The 21382-nt window shown below is 54.5% G+C and carries 21 protein-coding genes and 1 tRNA gene; 4 read left to right on the forward strand and 18 right to left on the reverse strand.

Annotated elements, in window-relative coordinates; all coding sequences use genetic code 11:
- A partial coding sequence (locus tag AC2FFB_RS17480) for a transposase (protein ID WP_496814464.1) occupies positions 1-228 on the forward strand: 228 nt, incomplete at its 5' end.
- 23 nt (positions 229-251) lie between these two features.
- Here AC2FFB_RS17480 and AC2FFB_RS17485 read toward each other — a convergent pair.
- The 9 genes from AC2FFB_RS17485 to AC2FFB_RS17525 all read right to left on the reverse strand — a co-directional run bounded on the left by AC2FFB_RS17485 (position 252) and on the right by AC2FFB_RS17525 (position 8144).
- The gene (locus AC2FFB_RS17485; protein ID WP_496875233.1) at positions 252-1310 is read right to left on the reverse strand and encodes a 2Fe-2S iron-sulfur cluster-binding protein; all 1059 of its coding nucleotides are present in this window, start codon (positions 1308-1310) and stop codon (positions 252-254) included.
- Positions 1311-1317: 7 nt separating this feature from the next.
- Entirely contained in the window at positions 1318-1803 is a 486-nt protein-coding gene (locus tag AC2FFB_RS17490) for a hypothetical protein (protein WP_496690397.1), read from the reverse strand.
- 84 nt (positions 1804-1887) lie between these two features.
- The gene (locus AC2FFB_RS17495; protein WP_496690398.1) at positions 1888-3051 is read right to left on the reverse strand and encodes an aromatic ring-hydroxylating oxygenase subunit alpha; all 1164 of its coding nucleotides are present in this window, start codon (positions 3049-3051) and stop codon (positions 1888-1890) included.
- Between the two features lie 9 nt (positions 3052-3060).
- Positions 3061-3324 (reverse strand): hypothetical protein, encoded by a 264-nt coding sequence (locus tag AC2FFB_RS17500; RefSeq protein WP_496875234.1) that lies wholly within the window; start codon positions 3322-3324, stop codon positions 3061-3063.
- Positions 3321-3911, reverse strand: a complete 591-nt coding sequence (locus AC2FFB_RS17505) for a TetR/AcrR family transcriptional regulator (RefSeq protein WP_271952836.1) — start codon at positions 3909-3911, stop codon at positions 3321-3323. Before AC2FFB_RS17505 ends, AC2FFB_RS17500 begins: the two co-directional genes overlap by 4 nt.
- A gap of 115 nt (positions 3912-4026) precedes the next feature.
- The gene (locus AC2FFB_RS17510; protein WP_496875235.1) at positions 4027-5133 is read right to left on the reverse strand and encodes a lyase family protein; all 1107 of its coding nucleotides are present in this window, start codon (positions 5131-5133) and stop codon (positions 4027-4029) included.
- On the reverse strand, positions 5126-6640 hold the full coding sequence (locus AC2FFB_RS17515; RefSeq protein ID WP_496875236.1) for a tripartite tricarboxylate transporter permease: 1515 nt from the start codon (positions 6638-6640) through the stop codon (positions 5126-5128). The genes AC2FFB_RS17510 and AC2FFB_RS17515 overlap by 8 nt, the downstream gene beginning before the upstream one ends.
- A 6-nt stretch (positions 6641-6646) precedes the next feature.
- On the reverse strand, positions 6647-7114 hold the full coding sequence (locus tag AC2FFB_RS17520; protein WP_496875237.1) for a tripartite tricarboxylate transporter TctB family protein: 468 nt from the start codon (positions 7112-7114) through the stop codon (positions 6647-6649).
- A gap of 70 nt (positions 7115-7184) precedes the next feature.
- Positions 7185-8144 carry a tripartite tricarboxylate transporter substrate binding protein gene (locus AC2FFB_RS17525; RefSeq protein ID WP_496875238.1) on the reverse strand — a complete coding sequence of 320 codons (960 nt, stop codon included), beginning with the start codon at positions 8142-8144 and terminating at the stop codon, positions 7185-7187.
- Positions 8145-8244: 100 nt separating this feature from the next.
- Between AC2FFB_RS17525 and AC2FFB_RS17530 the strand changes: the two genes are divergently transcribed.
- Positions 8245-9165: a LysR family transcriptional regulator gene (locus tag AC2FFB_RS17530; protein WP_496824388.1), complete on the forward strand. Its 921-nt coding sequence runs from the start codon at positions 8245-8247 to the stop codon at positions 9163-9165.
- A 486-nt stretch (positions 9166-9651) separates the two neighbouring features.
- Here AC2FFB_RS17530 and AC2FFB_RS17535 read toward each other — a convergent pair whose 3' ends face one another.
- The 5 genes from AC2FFB_RS17535 to AC2FFB_RS17555 all read right to left on the reverse strand — a co-directional run bounded on the left by AC2FFB_RS17535 (position 9652) and on the right by AC2FFB_RS17555 (position 15145).
- Positions 9652-10407 carry an SDR family oxidoreductase gene (locus tag AC2FFB_RS17535; protein WP_496875253.1) on the reverse strand — a complete coding sequence of 252 codons (756 nt, stop codon included), beginning with the start codon at positions 10405-10407 and terminating at the stop codon, positions 9652-9654.
- A gap of 395 nt (positions 10408-10802) precedes the next feature.
- Positions 10803-11522: an alpha/beta fold hydrolase gene (locus tag AC2FFB_RS17540; protein WP_271952030.1), complete on the reverse strand. Its 720-nt coding sequence runs from the start codon at positions 11520-11522 to the stop codon at positions 10803-10805.
- The gene (locus tag AC2FFB_RS17545; RefSeq protein ID WP_271952028.1) at positions 11519-13060 is read right to left on the reverse strand and encodes an ABC transporter permease; all 1542 of its coding nucleotides are present in this window, start codon (positions 13058-13060) and stop codon (positions 11519-11521) included. Before AC2FFB_RS17545 ends, AC2FFB_RS17540 begins: the two co-directional genes overlap by 4 nt.
- A complete protein-coding gene (locus AC2FFB_RS17550; protein ID WP_271952026.1) occupies positions 13057-14112 on the reverse strand; it encodes a quaternary amine ABC transporter ATP-binding protein in 1056 nt (351 codons plus the stop codon). The genes AC2FFB_RS17545 and AC2FFB_RS17550 overlap by 4 nt, the downstream gene beginning before the upstream one ends.
- 67 nt (positions 14113-14179) lie before the next feature.
- Entirely contained in the window at positions 14180-15145 is a 966-nt protein-coding gene (locus AC2FFB_RS17555) for an ABC transporter substrate-binding protein (protein WP_142639707.1), read from the reverse strand.
- A 253-nt stretch (positions 15146-15398) separates the two neighbouring features.
- Between AC2FFB_RS17555 and AC2FFB_RS17560 the strand changes: the two genes are divergently transcribed.
- Positions 15399-16298 (forward strand): LysR family transcriptional regulator, encoded by a 900-nt coding sequence (locus tag AC2FFB_RS17560; protein WP_281973759.1) that lies wholly within the window; start codon positions 15399-15401, stop codon positions 16296-16298.
- Positions 16299-16360: 62 nt separating this feature from the next.
- Here AC2FFB_RS17560 and cuyB read toward each other — a convergent pair whose 3' ends face one another.
- Positions 16361-17062: a cysteate racemase gene (gene cuyB, locus AC2FFB_RS17565; protein ID WP_496690407.1), complete on the reverse strand. Its 702-nt coding sequence runs from the start codon at positions 17060-17062 to the stop codon at positions 16361-16363.
- Between the two features lie 3 nt (positions 17063-17065).
- Positions 17066-18079: a D-cysteate sulfo-lyase gene (gene cuyA, locus AC2FFB_RS17570; protein ID WP_271952020.1), complete on the reverse strand. Its 1014-nt coding sequence runs from the start codon at positions 18077-18079 to the stop codon at positions 17066-17068.
- 122 nt (positions 18080-18201) lie between these two features.
- Between cuyA and AC2FFB_RS17575 the strand changes: the two genes are divergently transcribed.
- Entirely contained in the window at positions 18202-19089 is an 888-nt protein-coding gene (locus AC2FFB_RS17575) for a LysR family transcriptional regulator (protein WP_496708985.1), read from the forward strand.
- Between the two features lie 766 nt (positions 19090-19855).
- Here AC2FFB_RS17575 and AC2FFB_RS17580 read toward each other — a convergent pair.
- Together AC2FFB_RS17580 and AC2FFB_RS17585 are read right to left on the reverse strand one after the other, a co-directional pair.
- Positions 19856-19932: transfer RNA gene (locus AC2FFB_RS17580), tRNA-Arg, on the reverse strand.
- 64 nt (positions 19933-19996) lie between these two features.
- Positions 19997-21379: an ATP-binding protein gene (locus tag AC2FFB_RS17585; protein WP_496875239.1), complete on the reverse strand. Its 1383-nt coding sequence runs from the start codon at positions 21377-21379 to the stop codon at positions 19997-19999.
- Between the last annotated feature and the right edge of the window lie 3 nt (positions 21380-21382).

Raw genomic sequence — 21382 nt, forward strand, 5'->3', positions numbered from 1 at the left:
TTCCGAGAAGCGTTGCAAGACAAAGGGATACGCGCTTGTATCCCCGGTCGGAAGCAGCGCAAGACAACGGTGAAGTATGACAAGCGCCGATACAAACGCCGCAACCGGATCGAGATCATGTTTGGCAGGCTCAAGGATTGGCGCCGTGTGGCAACCCGTTACGACAGGTGCCCGAAGGTCTTCCTCTCAGCAATCGCCATCGCAGCTCTCGTCATCTATTGGCTATGAGTCCTGACCCTAGAACCGCGCCTCTAATTGTCGAAGCTAATGCTCAGTTTATCTGAGGTAGCGATACTCTGGCAGGTTAATATATCTCCTCGGGTGACATCGCTGTCTTCAAGGGCCATTCGAGCATGCATATGGACCTGACCTTTTGTTAGACGCGCTTTGCAGGCGCCGCATACTCCGGACTGGCAACTGAAAGGTGGTGTTAAGCCCGCCGACAATATTGCATTCAGTAGCGTTTGATCTGCGGCAACAGGAACCTCGTGTGTCGCCCCGCCCAGTTCAACTTGTGCATTGGCGGCGATACCCGTCACACTGGAGGCTGTGACTGTAGCCCCGCCGAAGCTTTCCATATGAATTCGGCTCGCAGGTACGTCCAGTGCCATCAGCGCGTTGCTTACGTCCGTATTCATAGCTCCGGGTCCGCAAATCCAGTATTGGACATCTTGCGCCACAGGCGGGGTTTCCGTCATGGCGACCTCAATGGCATCTGCATCCACGCGACCTTTTCGCCACGAGCTGGACCAACTCCACAGCGAGGGTGCAGACAGGACATGGCGCAATGTGAACCGGACGACATGATCAGTTTTCAATATGTCTAATTCTTCGCCAAAGATGATGCTTTCGCCATCGGCGTTGCCATAAATCAGATGAGCCACTGAATGAGGTTCTTTTTCGAGGACAGAGTTGATCATTGCAAAAAGCGGCGTGATGCCACTGCCTGCGCCAAAGAAATAGTGGGTGCGGCGCTTCAACGGGTCCGGCGTCAGGGAAAATTGACCGAATGGCGGCATGACATCGACCGTATCGCCGGGCTTTAGATGGTCTCCGATATGATTGGACACCAGCCCACCGGCCACCCGTTTTACCGTGATGCGCAAAAGGGCACCCGGCGGGTTGGAAATGGTGTAGCTGCGGCGTTGCTCTTTCTCGTTGAGGTGGAATCGAAGAGTGACATGCTGACCGGCTTGCCAGCAAAAGGTTTCTGCCAGACTGGTCGGTAGATCAAAGGTCACGCTTGTGGCTTTGCCGTTGATCTCAGGCCGGATTTCAGAAATTTTCAGGGAAAAGAAATCTGGGTTCATGGTTTCCTCAACGATAATCAAACGTGGTGTCGAGTGCTCGGATTGCCAGCCGACCAGCTTGGGAGACGATGAAAAACCTATCCGTCTGGTTCATCGTTCCAGTTGTGTCGTCCCAGATGTAATCAATACTGGTCTTGGCGATGACACGCGTGCCGCCCTCGGTGGATTCCGAGGAAAACGTGGGCGCACCGCGCCTTGTTTCCCTGTATCCCTGCATCGCGTCGGCCAATGTGGTATCCTGATGCCAATCAGGAAGTGTTTCCCAATCGGCCACCGGATAGGAAAACGTCTCATCTGGCTGTCCAAGCCCGAATTTGATTGTGACAGTATGTACTGCCTTCGGGTGCCAGTCTTTCCACGTTGCGGCGATCGCTGCCTCATCTGTAGCTTTGAGATAGCGCGCCGCCAGGTCCTTGGGTTCGTCTGACGGGTTGGCCAAGACCAGTCCGGTTGCCAGGATCGTACCGATCAAGGTTGCAAGAATGCGTTTCATTTACTTTCCAAATTTAGCGGAGTGGATGGAAGTGTACGACCGGGCAATTGAAGGAGTGATCCGATATTGACCCAAGGCATCTGGCTAAGTTTCGGCTTCTTGTGTCGCAAGGAAGTCCAGGATTGCTTGTTGGTGTCTGACAACCGGGCTTTCTCCGTTGGCGGCAGGACCGACTTCAAAAAACGGGCTGGTCAAAGACTTTTGCTGTTGCTCACAGGCGTAAATATCTTCGGCTGTGAAATCACCTGACGCCATAGGATCATCTTCGCCGATTGCGTCGCTGTCAGGATATTTTGGGCCGCCGAAATCCTTCCAGAAACTCCAACTGCTCCATTCCTGTTTCTGAAATTCCCACCCTGAGGCATTCGCCAGTTTGGTGCGGTTTTCCACGCGCGTCAGATCAGGACCCAAGGGCGTGATAATGAAAATGTTCCAGCTATCCTCGCCCGCGCCAAGCCCGATACCGGGAAACAGCATTGGCACCCAGGCCCCAATATGGGGTTCTGGTATTGCCCGTGGTGTAGGCAGGTTTTTCTCCAAATCCTTGGCATAATCTGGCGCTGGCGGTTCCCAGAAGTGATAGTGCGGACCTTTCCAGCCGTATTCCGCCCGCGCATGATCATACATGTGCAGCGTATTCGAATGAAGATGGCTCAGGTGATAGACGTCGATATAGTTTTCAACCACGATCTTCCAGTTGGCCTTGATCTCATAGCTTTGCCGCGCATCGGAATATTCCATCAGGTCTTCCGGCGTGTGTGGCCCCAACAGCGGATCAACCGCACCAAACCATTCAGCAAGGCTTGGCGGATTCGGATCAGGATGCACAAAGAGCATACCGCGCCAGATATCCACACTGGCGGGTTTGAGGCTGAGGCAGGATTTGTCGACACCATTGGGGTATTCCTTTGCCTCATCCGGAACAGAAATCAAGTTGCCCTCCAGGTCGTATGTCCAGTCATGATAGGGGCACGTCAGCGCCTTTTGTGTTTTCCCAACGGCCCGGATCAATTGCGTGCCACGGTGACGGCAGATGTTATGAAACGCCCGCAAACGGTGATCGCGCCCCATCACGATAAAGATGTTGTTAAGCCCCGCCTGAACCGACACAAAATGACCGGGCCCTGGCACGTCTTCGGCCAACCCGGCATAGCGCCAAGTGCGCGAGAAGATCTGCCTTTGCTCGCGGTCGAACCAGTCTTGCGACGTATAGGCGTCAACGGGAAGGCGGTGGTACATTTGGGTCATGGCAACCTCTTAAACAAGCCAGATGGCGTAGGTCGGAAATAGGCTGGCCGCGATCATCATCAGGCCGAACACAGCCCAAAGGATCGCAACTGCCCAGAAAAAGATCGGATCGTGTTCGCGCGAGATATCAAAGACAAGTGCGGTCTGACCCGTCATAATCGATGGCACCAACCACCACAGAAACAGCAGGCCCCAAACCCAGTAGAGCCCCAGCACAGCTGCAACCAAAAGAACTGGTAATGCCATATGATTGACAAGGCGTCGGGTGCTCATACGTTCGGCTCCAAACTGGCGGCAAGGATCGTTGCAGCCTGTTTCAGCTCTTCGCGCCAGACCTCGGGCGGATTTAGCGGGGTCAGCGAATCCAGGTTCACATATGTTGCGGAAATCCCCTGCGAAACGGCACGGATCTGGGCAGGAGGGGCGTTCGGAAAGGCGCGTTTCAACACGACTTCAATCACCTCAAAGAACTGCTCCAAGCTGTCGACAAGGGGTTGTCGCATTGACGGATGATTGGCGACGGATGTGACAAGCGACTGGTAGGCCAGCATTACGCGCGGATCATTAGGGACAGATTTATCAAACAGCAGATCGATCAGATCAGCTGTTGTGCCCGTTGGTTCCAACGCGTCCCGAAGGGCGGTTGTCGCCTGCGCAAACCTGTCTACGACATGGCTTATAAGGGCCCCGGTCATCTCGTCCTTGTTGCCCAAATAATGACGCAGGATGGGTCGTTTGACACCAGCCTCAGTCGCGACGCGCTCTTGGGTGGCCCCCTCCAATCCGAAACGGGACACACATGTGAGATATGCATCAAGAATCTGTTCTGATCGCTGGTCTTTAAGACTGGGACGGGGCATCGCTTCTCTCGTTTATTGTCACATCTGACAAATAACTATTCAAAGTATATTGTCAATAATGACAATTAATAAATCTCTGCAAGAGCCGGTGCGCCCAAAGCCCCGAGAGGTCATTTCAATGTATTAAGGTTTCAGTGTTTGTTGCCGCCACAGGTAGCTTTCGCCGCATTGAATCCGTGTCGACCTCAAGTTTGCCAAAAAGTTTGTCGACCCAATGGACGGCCCCGGATGTCAAAAGAAAAACCTCCGGCACCACAATCCACTCGCCAATCCACACACCGCCGGAACGCTCATGCTGGTGTAAAGTCAATTCGCCAATCTGCTCGGCGCGTTGACGTCCCAGTCTTCCGACAGCCTCGCCAAACTCTGATGCCCGTTGGTTCTGCTTATGCGCCATCGCAGATGAGGCGCCCCGACCCGTTTCGTGAGTTTCCGCGATTTCGGCAATGTCGGTTGAGGACAACAAATTCACGTTATGTGAGATTTTGCAGATGGTTGCACACAGCGCACCAAGCGCTGTCACGATGTCCGCTATTCCATCCCTTGCATTTTGCCAGTGTGGGTCTACGACCCTCAGCCCCAACGCCTGTGCAACAGCCCGTTTGATCTGTAACCCATCATCATTATCATAGGCTCTCAGATCCCCAACTGGTCCTCCGATTTGAACATTCAACCCTCGCAGCGCGGCGTCATCAATTGCGTTCTGTCGACGCACTAGCTCAGATTTCCAGACCTGCAGTTTGGTGGCGAAGCACATCGGAACGGCGTGCTGGCCGTTGGTGCGGCCCATCATCATTGTGCCCTCATGATGATCGATCTGCTGATCCAGCAATGTAAGGAGCCGCTGCACGTCCAGACCGATCTCTGTGAGTCCAGCCTTCATTTGCATTGCAAGAGCTGTGTCCATGATGTCTTGCGTCGTTGCACGGAAATGAAAGTACTTCGCATGATCGCCAAGCGCTTCGCGCATCTGCTGAATAAGCCCAACAATAGGTCGACCCACAATCAACAAGTCCGCCTGCATTTGGTCCTTGTCGAGCATCTGAGGCGACAAAGCCTCAATCGCACGGGCTGCATCATTAGGAATAAGCCCCGCCTCGGCCTGACATCGAGCCAGGGTTTGCTCAACCTTCAACCAGGCTGAGATCGTGCTGTGTTCTGACCAAATGACGCGCATGTCGAGGGTCGAGAAACAGTCGCGGTAAAGGCCAATATCAAGCATCACCCAGCCCTCCCTGCGTCAGCTTTCGGTCTTTCAGGATACCCCGGATGCGGAATGCTATCGCGCCTGCACCGATGATTATGAAAGCCAGCGCGATTGGGCGCTCGACAAAAATCAGTGCGCCCCCATCCGACATCAAAAGCGATTGGCGAAAGGTCTCTTCGGCGCCTTTTGCCAGTACAAATGAGATGACAAAGGCGGCGATGTTAAAGTCGTGCTTTCGCATCAGCCAACCAACAAACCCTGCCACGGTCATCACGGTCACGTCGAACATCGACCCGCGTGCCGAATAGGCGGCGACAAAGGCGGTCATGAAGATCATCGGATAGAGGACATTAGTCGGAATTTTCAGGATCAACCGAGCCACTTGCGTCGCTCCGAAATAGCCGATCACGCCATACGCAATGATCCCCAGCATGCCGCAAGCGAACAGCTTATAGACCAATTCCTTATCGGTCAGGAAAAGTGTTGGTCCAACCTGAATGCCATGGATCAGGAACACACCCAGAAGGATGGCGCCAATGGTCGATCCCGGAATGCCCAACGTCAACAGGGGAGCCATAGATGGGCCGGAAACCGCATTGTTTGCTGCTTCGGGTGCTGCGACACCTTCCAATGCGCCCTTGCCCCATTGCTCGGGGTTCTTCGCCCGGCGCTTCCCTTCACCGTAGGATATGAAAGCGGCAATCGCTGAGCCCAGCCCCGGCAGGACGCCGATACCTGCCCCGATAAAGCCACCACGCAAGGCGTGCGGCAGGCAGGGTTTGTATTCCTCCCAGGTCAGATCATTGCCGTCTTGCGTGCTGTCGTTCTCTTTAGTCTCACCATGGGTTTTCCGACGTTCTTCCAATTGGGCAAATACTTCGCCTAGAACAAAGACGCCGATCATCAGGGGAACCAGTCCGATGCCATTGGACAAGTCGAAGGAGCCAAAGGTGTAGCGTTCCTCGCTCGAAATCGGGTCAAGTCCAACCATGGCGACCAGAATTCCCATCAGGGCCGAGGCCAATCCTTTGACTATGGATTTTCCGATCACCGATCCGATCACAACGAAGGCGGCAAAGTAGATTGCGAAGGTCTCTGGCGGACCCAGTTTCAATGCGATGGACGCAATGAAACCAACACCGATGACCAACAGGATATCGCCCATCAGGTCGCCAATAATCGACGAGATGGTGGCAACCTTCATCGCCTTTCCCGCCTTGCCAGCGCGCGCCAATGGATAGCCATCGATCTGTGTGGCAGCACTGGCGGCGGTGCCCGGAGTGTTGAACAGAATGGCCGCGATAGACCCACCATAGCGCCCGGATTTGCCGATCACGTAAAGAAACGCCAAGGCGAAAAGGGGCGACATATAGAAAGTGATCGGCAACAGCATTGCGATGGCGGCTGATGCGGTCAATCCGGGGGTCGCACCCACGATCATGCCAACAAACGCCGCCAATACGATCGCAAAAAGCAGCATCGGGTCAGTGATCACCGAAAGAAGAGCAGGAAAGATTTCCATAATTTGTTACCCCTGTATCCAGTTCAGCAGATCAAAGACCTCGCCATAGGGTGGGAATACGCCGAGCAGCACGAAGAAGATGATGTGAAAGACCAGCGGGCACAGAATGACTGACAGCGCCAATCCGATCCGACTACGGACGCAAAAAATATAGAGAACAAGCGGAGCAACAATCGCGGTCGGAACAAGATATCCGAACCAGCGGAAAGATTGCTGATAGATCAGTGCAATGATGAATAGGCCAACGATCTCAAGTGTGGCCCCATTGTCAGGGTCGCTTTGCGCTTCACCTGCGCTCTGACGGGTGGCCCCGATGATCAGGAACCCGGACAGAGCAAGCAGCGCAACAGCTGCAGCAAAAGGCACAATGCCAGCCCATGTATCACCGGGCGAGGCCGCTGGCACGTGCCAAGCACCCCAGATGGCAACACATGAAATGGCTGCCAGAACAAGCCCTTCGGCATAAGCACGCATAATTCCCTCCGTCACACATTGGTTGTTGAGAAAGATCGGGTGGCGATATCGCCACCCGATCCTGTCAGTCTCAGTTCGTCAGGCTATCCACCAATGGCGCGGCGTCTTCTTTCATCGCCGAAAGTGTTGCCTTGGCATCTGCGCCGTTTTGATAGACCGGGCCGGTCCCGCGTGAGGCCAGAAGTTCGGCAAACTCGGGTTTCGCTGCGATCTGTTCCAGCGCGGCCTCCATGCCCGCAACCACCTCGGGCGGCGTGTCTTTTGGCGCGAATACAATCACCGGGGACGATACGGCTGCGAAAGGTATCCCCAGTTCACCAAACGAGGGTACGTCCGACATGATCCCGTCGCGGTCCTGACTGTTGACCGCCAGTGCACGCAGCTGATCCTCAAACCCGGCTAATTGCTGCACGCCGAGGAAACCGAAATCGGCTTGTTCACCAATCAGTGCTGCACGGGTCGGGCCACCACCTTTGAAAGGTACATCCTGTGCCTCAATGCCGTTGCTGGCCAGAAAGCCCAGGCCGCCAACATGGTGAAACCCGCCGCGTCCCGAATGCGCCCAACGGAGCGATCCTGGATCAGCCTTTGCCGCGTCGATCACGTCTTGCACGCTTTGGAATGGGCTGTCCTTTGGCACCATCAGCGATGTCTGCAACTGACCGACCTGAGCGACAAAATTGAAACTTTCCAATGCGTCAATGTCGGTGTCCCGCGTCATGGTCGACAAAAGGAACGACCCACTCGACGTCATCATCATCGTGTATCCATCCGGACGCGCACCGACGACCGAGTTGGCGCCGTTCAGACCGCCCGAACCGGGCTTGTTCACGACTACAACTGGTACGTCCAATATGCCCTCGGCTGCCGCCGAGATGGCACGTGCATAAGCATCTGTACCACCACCGGCCTTGTACGGCACGATGAGGTTGATGGGGCGCTTGGGCCAGTCGGCAGCAAAGCTGGCTGTGGCTGTTGTCGCTACGGCAACGGCGGCAATGGCCGCGTTAAGTAGTGTTCTGCGTTTCATCGGGTCCTCCCATAAGCTCGACCCTAAACTATCTAAGTTTGGGTGTTGATAAAAATGCAAAGATAACATCTACTCTTGCAAAAAACGAAAGACTGGGTGAATGAACATCAAAGCTTTGCGCGCATTCAGTATCACGTTGTCCGAAGGCTCTCTGATTGCCGCCTCGGAAATATTGCACCTGAGCCAACCCGCTGTCAGCCGATTGATATCGGGATTGGAAGCAGAACTAAGGCTTACATTATTTGATCGAAGCGGCCGCAACCTTACCCCTACGCCAGAAGGGTTCGCATTCTACCGCGAGGCAGGTCGAATTCTGGAAAATCTGGATGAAGTGCCCAGGATCGCGGCGGAAATTCGTGCTGGGCGAACGGAATCACTGCGCATCGTCACGATGCCCAGAATAGCGCAAACCTTATCGGCCCGCTCAGTAGCGAGGTTTTTCAAAGAACATCCTGACATCAACATCAGCCTGGATGTCCGGGCACGGCGCGAAGCCGGAAAGTGGTTAGCAGGGCGCGAATACGACATCGGTATTGGAGCATTGCCCGTTGAACATCCGGGAATTCGCACACAACCGTTATTGAGAGTTCGGGCACAGGCGATCCTGCCTGCAGATCACAAACTTGCCAAACGACAGGAACTCTCAGCGACTGAGCTTGTGAATGAACCTATCATCCGTTTGATGCAGGGGTTGTTACTGCGAGATCAACTGGATGACATCTTTCATTCTGCTGGCGTTTCTCCTGGCCAGTCTTGCGAAGTTGCGTCTTCCCAACTGGCGTGTTCACTTGTTGCAGAAGGGGCAGGTATAACTATCGCAGATGAATTGGTCTCAGCTCAGTTTGGTCTCGAAAACTTGATCCTGGTGCCGGTTGTTCCCGAAAAATGGATGACATTCGGGTTGTTGTACCCCGTCTCGCAGGACAGAACTGAAGCTCTTTGCCGCTTTGAAACAGTTTTGCGCGATGTGGTTAGGGACTTGGCGGGTCAAAGCCCAACGTTGGAAGTGGCCATGGATTAGGACCATTCGATGATCAGATGCTCGGGGTTCAATCGCCCTTGAATGCGTCAGGCTCTACGCTGACGCAGTTGCAGAAATGATCCACATCGCAGTGTCGAGAAGGGCGACCAAGGTTTGTTCGTTTGATTGACAATGGGAGCTTAGTGAACTTATCCCCCATTTGTGGCGCGCGCAGCATTGGTAGGTGTGGGCTCAGAGCGGACCTCGGAGGCAGCGCGGCATCATCCTCAGTTGAGCCGCAGATATAGGATAAGTCTGTCCGGGGAAGGGGGAACTGCGCTCAAACTCCGATTTGCGCAACAAAGGCCATCTACCTGATCAAAAAGGCGACGAGCAGCGAAAGTCCAATCCGAATATTCAGTCTGCGGTGACGATACCCTGGAGAAAGTCGTCAAAGATGGCGTTCACCACGATATGGATTTTTGGGCGATCTATCTTGTCTGGATGGAGACCGCCGTTGGTTACGAAGCAACCAACGGCAGATATCTAAAGCAGGCGGGTCGCCATACCACCGTCAACGGCGACCGGAGAACCCGTCACGAAGCTTGCCCGGTCTGACAGAAGGAACAATGCAGATTGGGCAATCTCCTTTGGCTCCGCCATGCGTTTCAGGGGATGCAAGTTGGCAATAAAGTCGTGCGTCGCAGGATCATCGCCGGCCATGTCGGTTTTAGTACCACCCGGCAAAATAGTGTTGATACGGACCCTCTTGGCCGCATGATCAGATGCCAAAGATTGTACGAGCCCAATCAGTCCAGCCTTTGATGCGGCATAAGCCCCCATGCCGGGCATTCCCCCATTGCTGACACCAACAAAAGTTCCGGTGAATACAATAGACCCGCCACCGCGTTCCTCCATTGCCGGAATCTGCGCTTTGGCCGCAAAAAATGCACTGTTGAGGTTTGTAGCAAGAACCGACTGCCAGTTGCCGGACTCCATTTCGGGAATTGGACCCATCTCGCCCATAATGCCCGCATTGTTAAATGCGCCATCAAGGCCGCCAAACTGCCGTTTCGCCAGATCAACAAGATCCCTGGAATATGTTTCGTCCGTCACGTCGCCCGCAAGGTAAACGGCGCGCCCGTTGCTTTGGGTAATCTGCCCGACGAGTGTGTTTAGCTGAGCTTCCCTGCGGGCACCTAACACAACATTCGCCCCTTCCGAGGCAAACAGAAGCGCTGCTGCAGCACCGATTCCGCTGCTCGCGCCGGTAATGATGATGGTTTTGTCTTTAAGTTCCATGGTCATGCCTTTTTGAAATTACATGCCAATCACCTAAGGAATGATGCGAGTGAATCGCGACCCGGTTCTTGCGGGTGTTGAGCTACTTGAGGTGAAAGCGCAAGAAACGGATCAATTGGTTGACCTCAAACGGGAGCCGCCGTTCGTTCGCGGTAGCGAAATCACTTTATTGGGATCAGTACCAACGCTGTTGCAAGTGCAATATCTAGCGATTGAGCCTACGAGAACGGCCCATAAGAGACATTCTACAACCGAGCGGATTACTGAAATACAGCGTTGCAAACCGGCGTTTGCTGCCAGTGCATACCCATTCGCAGCAATATCTACACTATCCGGGAAAGACCGGAATTGGTCACGACAGCGGTCGTTCTAACATTTTGGCTGCAGACAAGCTGTCAGGCGGTACAAAAATCTCGCAGTATCGAATTAAAGAGCCCCGGCTTCTCTAAATGCGTCGCGTGAGCACATCCAGGTATCACGGCGAGGTTGGCGTCGGGAATTGATTGCCACAATTGTTCGGTTTGGCTCCATGGATAGGTCCGATCCCGGTCACCCCAAATCACCAACGTACGGGTCATGATATCCGCCAAATGTTTGGCGCCGCTCCAACTTTCCATTGCGTCGAGCCCAATTAGCATGGTTTGCAGGCTGCATTGTTCTGCAATCATAGCACAGTCCTCATAGGCCGCAGCTTTTCCCCGATCAAGAAACCAGGTTGCCGCAATACGTCTGGCCGTGGCTCTTGGTCCTTCTGTATTGGCCCGGCGCTTTGAAGTGTCGATCGTCTCAAACCGGCCGGGTAAAATGCCAATCGTTCCGGTGCCGTAAAGCACCAACCGGTCGATACGTTCGGGTGCGCGGGTAACCATTTCTTGGACGATCATCCCGCCCATTGAATGGCCGATCAGGATAAATCGCTCAATTCCCCGCCCGGTTAATTCGCACAGCGCCCACTCGGCAAATCCAGCAATACTGGTAGGGGCCTCGAGATGCGCATTCTCACCAAATCCCGGTAAGTCCAAGGCTACGACGTTGAAACCGGCCAGGGCTTCGACTTGCCCTAACCATTGTCGACTGCCGCCCAAAAATCCATGGACGAATACGACAGGTGTCATTTGCGCCCACCCTGTACAATGCGATCAAGGATCATGGCGCAGAAAAGGATCGCAAACCCGGCGAGGATGCCTTGGCCCACATTGGCATATTGCAATGCTTCCAGCACGTCCTCACCCAGCCCCTTGGCGCCAATCAGCGAGGCCACGACGACCATCGCCAGCGACAACATAATCGTCTGGTTGATCCCCGCGCGGATCGATGGGCTTGCTAATGGAAGATCTACCTTAGTGAGCAAGTACCACTTATTGGCACCGAAACTAATAGCTGCTTCGCGCACGCTTTCTGGTACACCACGCAGACCAAGAACGGTCAATCGTACCACCGGTGTGCCGCCAAAAATCATCGTGACCACAACCGCCGCTGGCTTTCCAACGCCGAAGAACGCAATCACAGGCACCATGAACACGAAGGCTGGCATGGTTTGCATGAAATCCATGATCGGCTGGATAAACGCATAGAACCGTGGGCGACGGGCAGCAAACATGCCGAGCGGAATTCCTATAACAATCGACAGACACGCCGCTGTCCCCAACAAGGCCAGCGTCGTCATGGCACCTTCCCAGAAACCCAGCAGGCCCATATAGGCCAGAAATGCGCCCGAATAGATCGCCGTGCTGATGCCCGCTGTCAGCCAGGTCAGCAGAATAATCAAGCTCGCAATCACGATCCATGGCGTCTGAACCAGTATGACCTCTAGCGCATCCAACAGAGTGCGGATGCCGAATGTCAGCCCATCAAAGAAGGTCTCGCTGTTGCGTACGCACCAGGCGATGAAATCTTCTACCCAAGTGATACTGGTCAGGCGGATGTTTGGGTCTGTCGGAAAATGGCTAAGCAGTGAAAAGCGCCCTGGGAAGCTGTAATGCAACATTGCCGCGGCGACGATTAACGCCATGAAGATTGCGCTGAACACGATCTGCGACACCGGCATGGCCGAACGGATCGAACGATCCGATAGCCACTCCGAGAAACGCGCCTCAAGCGCCCAGTTCGCCACCTGCGACTGTATGAATTTGATGATGATCAGTATGATCAGGCCGGTTAGAATGATGTAAGGACCTTCAGCTGCCATCGCCTCGGCCTCGGCACGGATACCCCCTATGTTTTCTTCAAGCGAGTCCACCGTTCGCTGATAGACATCGATCTTGTCCGAATTGTTTTCGATAGCCGCCGCCAATTGCTGACGGCGCAGTTCAAGCGTCCCTTCAATCGATGCAATACGCTCCATTGCCTCGGCTGCCAGATCGCCGAACAACCCTCGCGCAATCTGCACAAAGGCTATAGTTTCGAGGATCAGAAATGGTAACGCCCATGACCACAGACCTCGCGCACCGAACCAGACCGGACCAAACAATCCGGCCATCAGATTGAAAGTTGGTGTAAAGCGGGACGATGCACCAATCTTGTCGAAATTACGGATATAGTAGTCAGGGCTGGTGCGCACAAATGTGCGAATGCTTTCACGCCGCTCTTCGGCATAGGCAAGGGCCGCTTCGCTTTCGGTATCTTCCAGCGGGTTCACATCAGAAATGCTCATGACACTTCGGTCCCTTCGATCACGGTGCGCAACAGATCGGCACGGGTTATGACGCCAACATCCACGCCGCCGTCCTCCACAAGGATTGCGCTACTGTTGTCGATCGCCAGATTGATCAGCGTGCTCAGATTTTCGTCTTCATTCACGCGCGGGGCATCCGCCGATAGCGGCCCATGGGCCGCAATATGTTCTGGAATTGGCCGCATGACCGCATGGGCGCGCACCACTTTGAGGCGTGAAATACCTGCAACGAAATCAGCCACGTAGTCATCAGCGGGGTTCATGACAATGTCTTCGGCTGTCCCGATCTGCACCACCTTGCCGTCCCGCATGATGGCGATCCGATTGCCGATGCGGACGGCTTCATCAAGGTCATGGGTAATGAAGATCGTAGTCTTCTTGAGAATCTTGCTCAGCCGGATGAATTCATCCTGTAATTGTCGCCGGATCAGCGGATCAAGGGCCGAAAACGGTTCATCCATCAAAAGCACGTCGGGGTTGGCGGCCAAGGCGCGGGCCAGGCCCACACGTTGTTGCATGCCACCGGACAGCTCGTGTGCGAACTTTGACCCCCAGGCACCCAGTTCGACAATATCGAGAATAGCAGCAGCCTGACGCATGCGTTCATTCTTGCTGACCTGTCGGATTTCCAGTGGCATTGCCACGTTATCCAACACCGACCGATGCGGCATCAGCGCAAAGTTCTGAAACACCATACCGATTTTGTTGTTGCGAAACTGCTGAAGCTCTTTTGGCCCCAAGGCCATGACATCAGTGCCTTCGATTTCGATCTTACCAGCTGTCGGCTCCAGCAATCGGTTGAAATGGCGAACCAGGGTGGATTTACCGCTGCCTGACAGACCCATGATGCAAAAAATCTCACCCCGGTTTACCGACAGGCTGACATCAGCGACACCGACAACACAGTTGTATTCGGCCAGCACTTGGGACTTGTCCAACCCGCGGTCGCGGATCGCCTGCAGCGCCACCTCGGGTCTGCCTCCGAAAATTTTCCAGACATTCGAAATTTCGATAACGGTGTCGTCGCTCATAGGTCCTCCAGAGATCTGCTTTTGGGTGGCGCCAACAGATGCCGCCACCCTGTTTCTGGAAGTGGGATCAGAGACCCAGCCAAGCGTCGACGCGATCCGGGTTCGCTTCGACCCATTCGCGGGCAACCTCTGCCGGATCGCGACCTTTGCCGCTGATCTCATAGGCGAAACCGCTGACATCATCCGCAGTCAATGCGAAATTCGCGAAGAAATCAGCAATCGCAGGTGAGCGGTCTGGCAACGTATTAGACCATGCGATCTGGACGTTCTTCAGGGCGTCTTTGGTGGCTACACTGGATTTGCTATACCAATCCGGATCGTCCGATGGCTGCACCATCACGTATTTTGCCGGGTCGAACGTCGGCTCGCTCAGCATTTGAACGTCGAACATGTACCAGACCGCGTGTGGCTTGTAGCAATAGAAGGCATAGCCCTCGCCTTTGGCGATGCTGTCTTTGATACGCGCGGTCTTCACGCTTTCTTCTGCACGCACGGGCTCGATGAAATCAAGCAGACCGTAGTCGCGCGTTTTCACCTCGTTCACATTGGCCGAAGCCCAGCCGGGGGCGCCAATCCACATCTCACCCTTGCCGTTGCCATCGCTGTCCATCAGGGCGGCGACATCAGGGCGGCCCAGATCAGCTATGTCGGTTATATTGTTGGCCTCACCAAAGTCCTTGCTGACGCAAAAACCCTGATTGCCTTCGTAGGGGTTCGAGGACAATGTTACCGTACCGGCCTCGTCGACATACTTCTTGGTAAAGCTCTCCTGATTGGGCAGCCACACATCTGGATGCACGTCGATGTCACCTTTGCCCTGATCCATGGCTTGAAAGATGGTTGCATTGTTACCGGGCACATATTCAACCGTCCCGCCGATGCGCGTTTCAACAACGGCACCCAGAAGATGAGCGATTGCCTGCGCCCCGGTCCAAGACGGCACACCGATTTTAACCTCTTCCGCCGCGAATGCGGGCATCGCATAGATACCTACCGCCGCTGCCATACCAAATGCCTTTAGCTTGTTTCTCATGATAGTCTCCTCTGTTGAATTGCGCCGTATTTTGGCGTCGTTTTTTTAGTCAATCTCATTCCCATCGCTCGGCGGTGTCGTACAAAGTCGTCTCGGGCTGCGACTTCGGACGGAAGGGGAAAAGGGGGACAAACCGCCAGGCCCTAGCTTAAAGTCTAGAGCATGAGGTTTTCTGAGGGCCAATTCGAACATTTCATCAAACTATTCCCGCAATGCATAGTTTTGAGTATGCTCGACCAATGCTTCCTTGGAAATGCAGGTACACACATTGGATTTGAACTGGCTGCGCGACTTTGAATGCCTCGCCCGGACACTGAACTTCACCCGAGCCTCCGATGAACGCAACATCACACAATCCGCATTCAGTCGTAGAATCAAAGCGTTGGAGAGCTGGGTCGGGCTGCCTCTGGTCAATCGCGCCACCTATCCTGTTCAATTGACAGAAGCAGGTCAACAATTCTTGCCGGTCGCTTTAGCGGCGATCTCACAACTGTCAGAATCCCGTCAATCGCTGCGGGATGCCGATCGTGGGGATAGCCGTTTCATCCGGTTTTCGGTCCTCCACACGATCGCGGTTAATTTTTTGGCAAGTCGCATCGAAGAGTTGCAGATGCAAATTCCCGATCTGCGCACTCGTGTACTGTCCGATTCCCTAAGCACCTGCTGTGACCTGTTGGTCGAGGGCGCAGTGGACATTCTCTTGTGTTACAATCACCACTCGGTTTCACCGATGATTGATGAAACCGCATTTGAGCGAAAAGACCTGTTAAAGGATCGTCTGGTGCCAGTGGCTACAGCTGATTCAGCGCGTGCCATGGGTTGGAGTCTCGCAGAGCAGGATGGCCCACCCATCCCCTATCTGGCATATGATCGTTCTTCGTTTTTAGGCATGGTTGTAGAAAATACCATAGACCGCAAACCCCTGAACGCCGAGACGATTTATGTTGATAGTCTGGTTGAGACAATCAAGAGACGCCTGATTACCGGAAGCGGCTTTGCCTGGATGCCCGAAACTGCGATTTCGCCAGAGCTGGACGCGGGATTGCTGGTGCCAATCGGCGATGACGCGTGGTGTGCCACCTTGACGATTTCCGCATTTGCCAATCCGGCGACCTTTGATCAGACAGCGCAACAGCTTTGGGACCAATTATGAACAAAGGTATCTGTTGACTTACAGATTGCCTCCGAACGCTGTGGCGCACTTAATTCAATCGCCTAAACTTGCCCTGCGTGGGAAAATTCGACAATCGCCTGGACAAGCAGGTCAATCGTATCAATGGCATTGACCTCGGCCGCAACACTATCAGCGATGAGCGAGAATTCTGAGCAAGCCACAAGCTGCAGGTCGGCCCCTGCGGCAACAAGTTCTTTCGAGGCAACTCTTAGTGTTTCGCGCCCTTCATTGCACGGACCGTCCGTCTTAATTTTCCGGATCGCTGCAAGCATCTTTTCATCACATGCGGACCAAACCACCGACAGCCCGCGCCTGTGCAACGCTGTCTCGAATAGCTGCGTATGTCGTACGGCGGGCGAGGCAAGCATCCCGACACATCCCCCTGATCCGAGCGTCCCAGCCGCATGATCAGCCGTCAGTTCGACCACGCTCAGCAAGGGTATTTCCACGGAGTCCGTAATCGCCTTGGCATAGTGATGGGCGGTGTTGCACGGCATCGCCAGCGCCAAGGCTCCAGCATCTTCAAGCCGACGCGCCATAGCGGCAAGCGTCGGCCCCGGATCCTCGCCGACGCCCTCGAGCAGATGACTAACCCGCGACGGCACCTGCGGGTTCATGTCGATCAACAAAGGTATGTGATCCTGGTCATCAGTTGCGGGTACGGCCGCCACCAGCTTGCGCTGGAGGAGGATCGTCGCATCGGGGCCCATACCGCCAAGAATTCCAACCGGGCGCAGTGTCATGGCTCAGACAGTCACCCAGCGGTTTTGATGATCAAAGGCAAAATCATACCCCCCAAGGGCTGCGGCACCCCCGGTGTGCAGGAACACAATCCGTTCGCCATTGAACTCACCCTTGCGGGCAAGATCAATCAGACCGGCCGCACCCTTGGCAGAATAGCACGGATCGAGGAGGATGCCTTCGAGCTCTGCAAACATCTGGATCGCCTCTATGCCGCTTTTCGTGGGCAGGCCATAACCCTCGCCGACATAGTCAGTATTGGCCTTCACGTCTTCGCGCTTGACCATACCTGCGCAGCCCAGTTTTTCAGCGGTTTTGCAGGCGAGGTCAAAAACCATCTGTTCTTGCTTGGGCTGAGGCGCCCTTGTGCCGATGCCCAGCACGGGCACCTGCGCATTCATGGCACACATGCCCGTCACCAATCCGGCCTGCGTTCCTGAAGAACCGGTTGCATGCACCAACCTGTCAATTTGCAAACCACTGTTATTTGCTTGTGCCAACAGTTCGAAGGCCGCGTTAACATAGCCAAGTGCGCCAGTCGGGTTCGATCCGCCGCCAGGAATGACATAGACATTGTGCCCTTCCGCGCGCTTCTTTTCGGCTGCTTTTTCCATCTCACCCGGCATATCGTGGCCGCCGGGAAACTTCTCGGTGGTTGCGCCATGCAAATGGTCTAGCAGGACGTTACCGTTCGTATTGTAGTTTCCATTTTGGTAACCGGTGCGATCCTCCAAAAGGATGTGACAAGCAAGCCCCAGCTTGGCGGCAAATGCAGCCGTCTGCCGACCGTGATTGGTTTGCGTGGCCCCTTGGGTCATCACCATGTCGGCACCCTGCGCCTCGGCCTCAGCCATTAGGAATTCAAGCTTGCGGGTCTTGTTGCCACCGGTCGACATACCAGTGCAGTCATCGCGTTTGATCCATATTTCGACCCCCAGCTCTTTTGACAATCGAGTCATGGGTTCAAGCGGTGTTGGAAGATGGGCAAGATGCAGGCGGGGAAAACGGGCAAGGTGCATATCGTGGTTCCTAATATTTGCTTTTGTCAACTTACTACGCGCTGAGGCGCATTCCTAATTCGAATTTCGGTACATAAATTGCAGGAATTGCATATTGTCACGAACTGCACTATCGATCCGCCATGCGTCTTGAGTGGATCGATGATATATTGGCCGTGCTTGATAGCGGCTCTCTCGCCCGCGCCGCTGAAAAGCGATTGCTGACGCAATCCGCGTTTACTCGGCGGGTGCGGCTTATCGAAGACAACATCGGCGCAACGCTGTTTGATCGCCGCCGCAAGCCAGTCTCTTTGATGCCAGGCGTGCGGGAACTGGAATTTGAATTACGTGAACTCAGCACCCGGCTGCAGAGGCTTCGACACACCTTAAAAACAGCGAGTGATCAGACAGGCAAATCGCTGTCTTTTGTTTGCCAACACGCGCTCACCACGACAATTTCACCCGAAATTGTTCGCGTTTTAACTGAAGCTGGCGAAATCTCGGTTCGTGTTCGTTCAGGAAATCAAGACGAGTGCCTGATGCATCTGATTTCAAAAGAAGTTGATTTTGCCATCATGTACGCGGTGCCTGATGACAGTATTCAAGAACCCGTTAACGCGTTTGAAACCAAAACACTCGGGATGGATACTTTGATTCCAGTCTGTGCGCCTACTGTGCGCACGCAAGTGACGGAAGACGTAATTCCTACAATCAGCTACCCGCCCGAAGTCTTTCTCGGGCAGGTCTATTCCAGGATGATTGCGCCGCGATTACCTGAAGGTAAAACCGCAGTACCCAGGGCTGAAACCGCACTTACGTTGGCCATACTACAATACGCCTTGAATGAAATCGGCATCGCGTGGTTGCCCCGCTCTCTAGTGGCGACCCACCTTTCTGAGGGCGCGCTTGTGTGTATTGACGACGTGCTGCCCACACAGCTTCTGGCAATCAGGGTAGTCCGCTTGGCAGAATCTCAGCCAGATCACGCAGAGCAAATATGGAAACAACTTGAAGACATTTTAAGTTTCTAGTTTTCCCGCTGCACTCTCTATCCCAAATGGCAAGCCGCCCCTAATCAGAAGGGCATGATTTTCCCTTACACACCCTTCGCCAGACCGAAAAAAAACAAAGCCCACACGCAAAACGCTTCGTTATCGCAAAAACTGCTACATCCTAAGCACCTGATCTTGGCAGCAGTCGTCTCTCGAACATGCCCAGTTGCCAAAGAAACGATACAAGCGAGTGGCCACTTTGACCGTTGTGGTTTTTGAAATTCGAATACGCGGCGAACTTCCGCATTCCGCCCATTTTTTCGAAAAACAACGTGTTCTGGCGCAAAGAGTTACGGCGCAGCCCACACCGTCGCACTTGTTTTGGGGCCAGCCGGATTTGGACTAGCCAAACGCCCCTGGCCATCAGGGGAAAGACGCTGCCTTCCCGCTCGGGCAACCCTATTAGACAAAACCGTGTCCTCGACCGTGCCTGCGGGCCGCGCCACCTCCGTCGAATAGCATTGCCTCGCACCCTCCCGCGTTCGCCACGTGGCAGATTAGCAGGAACAGGCAGCTTCGCTGTCAGACCTACAAATCAGCTCTGATTTTCCAAGAGGGGGGATCAGATCAAACCAAACTGTCTGCGGGAGTATGAAATGGGGGCGGCGTGCTAGTTGATGACGCAAAGGTCAAATTCAACTGATGTCCAACGTTGGGGGCGCCTTCTGATGTCGAACGTTCACTGCTTTTCTGGTTCAACTATGACGGTTGGGTCAGGTTCGTGTGACGTTCAACAGGAAACCAGTGGCGGACCGAGGAGGATTCGAACCCCCGACCCCTTGATTCGTAGTCAAGTACTCTATCCAGCTGAGCTATCGGTCCGCGTTGGTGAGGCGCTATGTAGACCCGGTATTCGGGACGTGCAAGTTGATTCTGTAAAAATAATTCAAAAAGCCCCATCGCCCCGCGGGAGGCGAATTTCAAAGGTGGTACCTGTTGACCCTGTCTCGGTCAGAACAAGGTCACCCCCATGGCCCCGCAACAGTTCCTGTGAGATCGCCAAGCCCAGACCCGACCCGCCTTTGCGGACGCCACCCTGAAAGGGTGTGAACAGGTTTTCACGCGCTTTGGCCGGCAGGCCCGGCCCTGTGTCGCTGATCTGAATACACCAGTTGGCGTCCTGCTCTTGCCCGGACAGGGTGATCCGACCGGGCTTTCCTGATGCAACCAGCGCCTGACGGGCATTTCGAACGAGGTTCATCATGACACGGAAAATCTGTTCAGGATCAGCTCGTATGACCAACTCTTCCGGCACATCATTGATGATCTCGACACAGGCATCGGCAACGGCAAGTTTCTCGCTAGCAACCACATCCTCGGCCACAGTGCGGAGCGGAACCAGTGTAAGCGACGGTGCAGGTTCTTCAGCGCGGCCAAATGCCAATGTGCTTTCGCACAGGGTTACCGCTCGGGTGATCGAGTTCACCAGCTTAGGGGCCATGCGACGCACCAATGGGTCTTCGCTGGATTCGATCCGGTCGGTAAACAGCTGGGCCGAGGTCAGAATGTTGCGCAGATCGTGGCTTACCTTGGCCACAGCCCCGCCCAGCTGCGCCAGACGCTCGCGCTGTTTCAGGGCCTGGGTCAGTTCGGTTTGCAACTGTTTCAGCGCCTCTTCGGCCTCGCGCAGCTCGGTCACTTTGGAATCCGGTGAGATGATTCCACGGGCATCTTCGGGGGCGCTGGCATAGCGCTGCATATATCCGACAACGCTTTTGATGGGCTTTACCAGAACCACCCGAACCGCAAGAAACAGGAAAAAAGCCGTGATGATCGAAATCACAAATGACAGGCCCAGAATGCGTAACCCATAATCCGTCATCGCTATACGCAACGGCATGCTGTCAGTCGTCACCTCAATCAGCAGACCTGCGCCTTTCACAGGCTCGCCAATAACACGGATGACTTCATTTTCCGGCGTGAACAACCGCACGACAGCATCCCGGATCAAAACCCATGGTCGCGCGTCACGCAGGTCATAGGTCTTGCTGATCTGCCCTGGAATAGGAGAGGACAGCATCAACTGGCGCATCTCGTCTCGCCGCAGAACCACGTTATAGACGCCCGCATTGGCCAGCAGTTCAGCCTCAAGGTCCTCGGCCAGCATATCATCGGCCAACAAAGCGAGCGAGGCGATCTGAGCGCGCTCCAGCCGGTTCAGCAGGAAATCTTCGCGGAATCGCGCAATCGAAGGGACAAAAATCAGAACCTCGGCCAACATCACGAAGACCGTCGTCAGGATCAGAAATCGGCCTGACAGCGAGTTCACATT

This window comes from Ruegeria sp. YTSA219 (genome assembly GCF_059609985.1).

Coding starts and splice junctions, on each gene's coding strand:
- AC2FFB_RS17485 (WP_496875233.1), bottom strand. CDS start 1,310: ATGAACCCAGATTTCTTTTCCCTGAAAATTTCTGAAATCCGGCCTGAG.
- AC2FFB_RS17490 (WP_496690397.1), bottom strand. CDS start 1,803: ATGAAACGCATTCTTGCAACCTTGATCGGTACGATCCTGGCAACCGGA.
- AC2FFB_RS17495 (WP_496690398.1), bottom strand. CDS start 3,051: ATGACCCAAATGTACCACCGCCTTCCCGTTGACGCCTATACGTCGCAA.
- AC2FFB_RS17500 (WP_496875234.1), bottom strand. CDS start 3,324: ATGAGCACCCGACGCCTTGTCAATCATATGGCATTACCAGTTCTTTTG.
- AC2FFB_RS17505 (WP_271952836.1), bottom strand. CDS start 3,911: ATGCCCCGTCCCAGTCTTAAAGACCAGCGATCAGAACAGATTCTTGAT.
- AC2FFB_RS17510 (WP_496875235.1), bottom strand. CDS start 5,133: ATGCTTGATATTGGCCTTTACCGCGACTGTTTCTCGACCCTCGACATG.
- AC2FFB_RS17515 (WP_496875236.1), bottom strand. CDS start 6,640: ATGGAAATCTTTCCTGCTCTTCTTTCGGTGATCACTGACCCGATGCTG.
- AC2FFB_RS17520 (WP_496875237.1), bottom strand. CDS start 7,114: ATGCGTGCTTATGCCGAAGGGCTTGTTCTGGCAGCCATTTCATGTGTT.
- AC2FFB_RS17525 (WP_496875238.1), bottom strand. CDS start 8,144: ATGAAACGCAGAACACTACTTAACGCGGCCATTGCCGCCGTTGCCGTA.
- AC2FFB_RS17530 (WP_496824388.1), top strand. CDS start 8,245: ATGAACATCAAAGCTTTGCGCGCATTCAGTATCACGTTGTCCGAAGGC.
- AC2FFB_RS17535 (WP_496875253.1), bottom strand. CDS start 10,407: ATGGAACTTAAAGACAAAACCATCATCATTACCGGCGCGAGCAGCGGA.
- AC2FFB_RS17540 (WP_271952030.1), bottom strand. CDS start 11,522: ATGACACCTGTCGTATTCGTCCATGGATTTTTGGGCGGCAGTCGACAA.
- AC2FFB_RS17545 (WP_271952028.1), bottom strand. CDS start 13,060: ATGAGCATTTCTGATGTGAACCCGCTGGAAGATACCGAAAGCGAAGCG.
- AC2FFB_RS17550 (WP_271952026.1), bottom strand. CDS start 14,112: ATGAGCGACGACACCGTTATCGAAATTTCGAATGTCTGGAAAATTTTC.
- AC2FFB_RS17555 (WP_142639707.1), bottom strand. CDS start 15,145: ATGAGAAACAAGCTAAAGGCATTTGGTATGGCAGCGGCGGTAGGTATC.
- AC2FFB_RS17560 (WP_281973759.1), top strand. CDS start 15,399: ATGCAGGTACACACATTGGATTTGAACTGGCTGCGCGACTTTGAATGC.
- cuyB (WP_496690407.1), bottom strand. CDS start 17,062: ATGACACTGCGCCCGGTTGGAATTCTTGGCGGTATGGGCCCCGATGCG.
- cuyA (WP_271952020.1), bottom strand. CDS start 18,079: ATGCACCTTGCCCGTTTTCCCCGCCTGCATCTTGCCCATCTTCCAACA.
- AC2FFB_RS17575 (WP_496708985.1), top strand. CDS start 18,202: ATGCGTCTTGAGTGGATCGATGATATATTGGCCGTGCTTGATAGCGGC.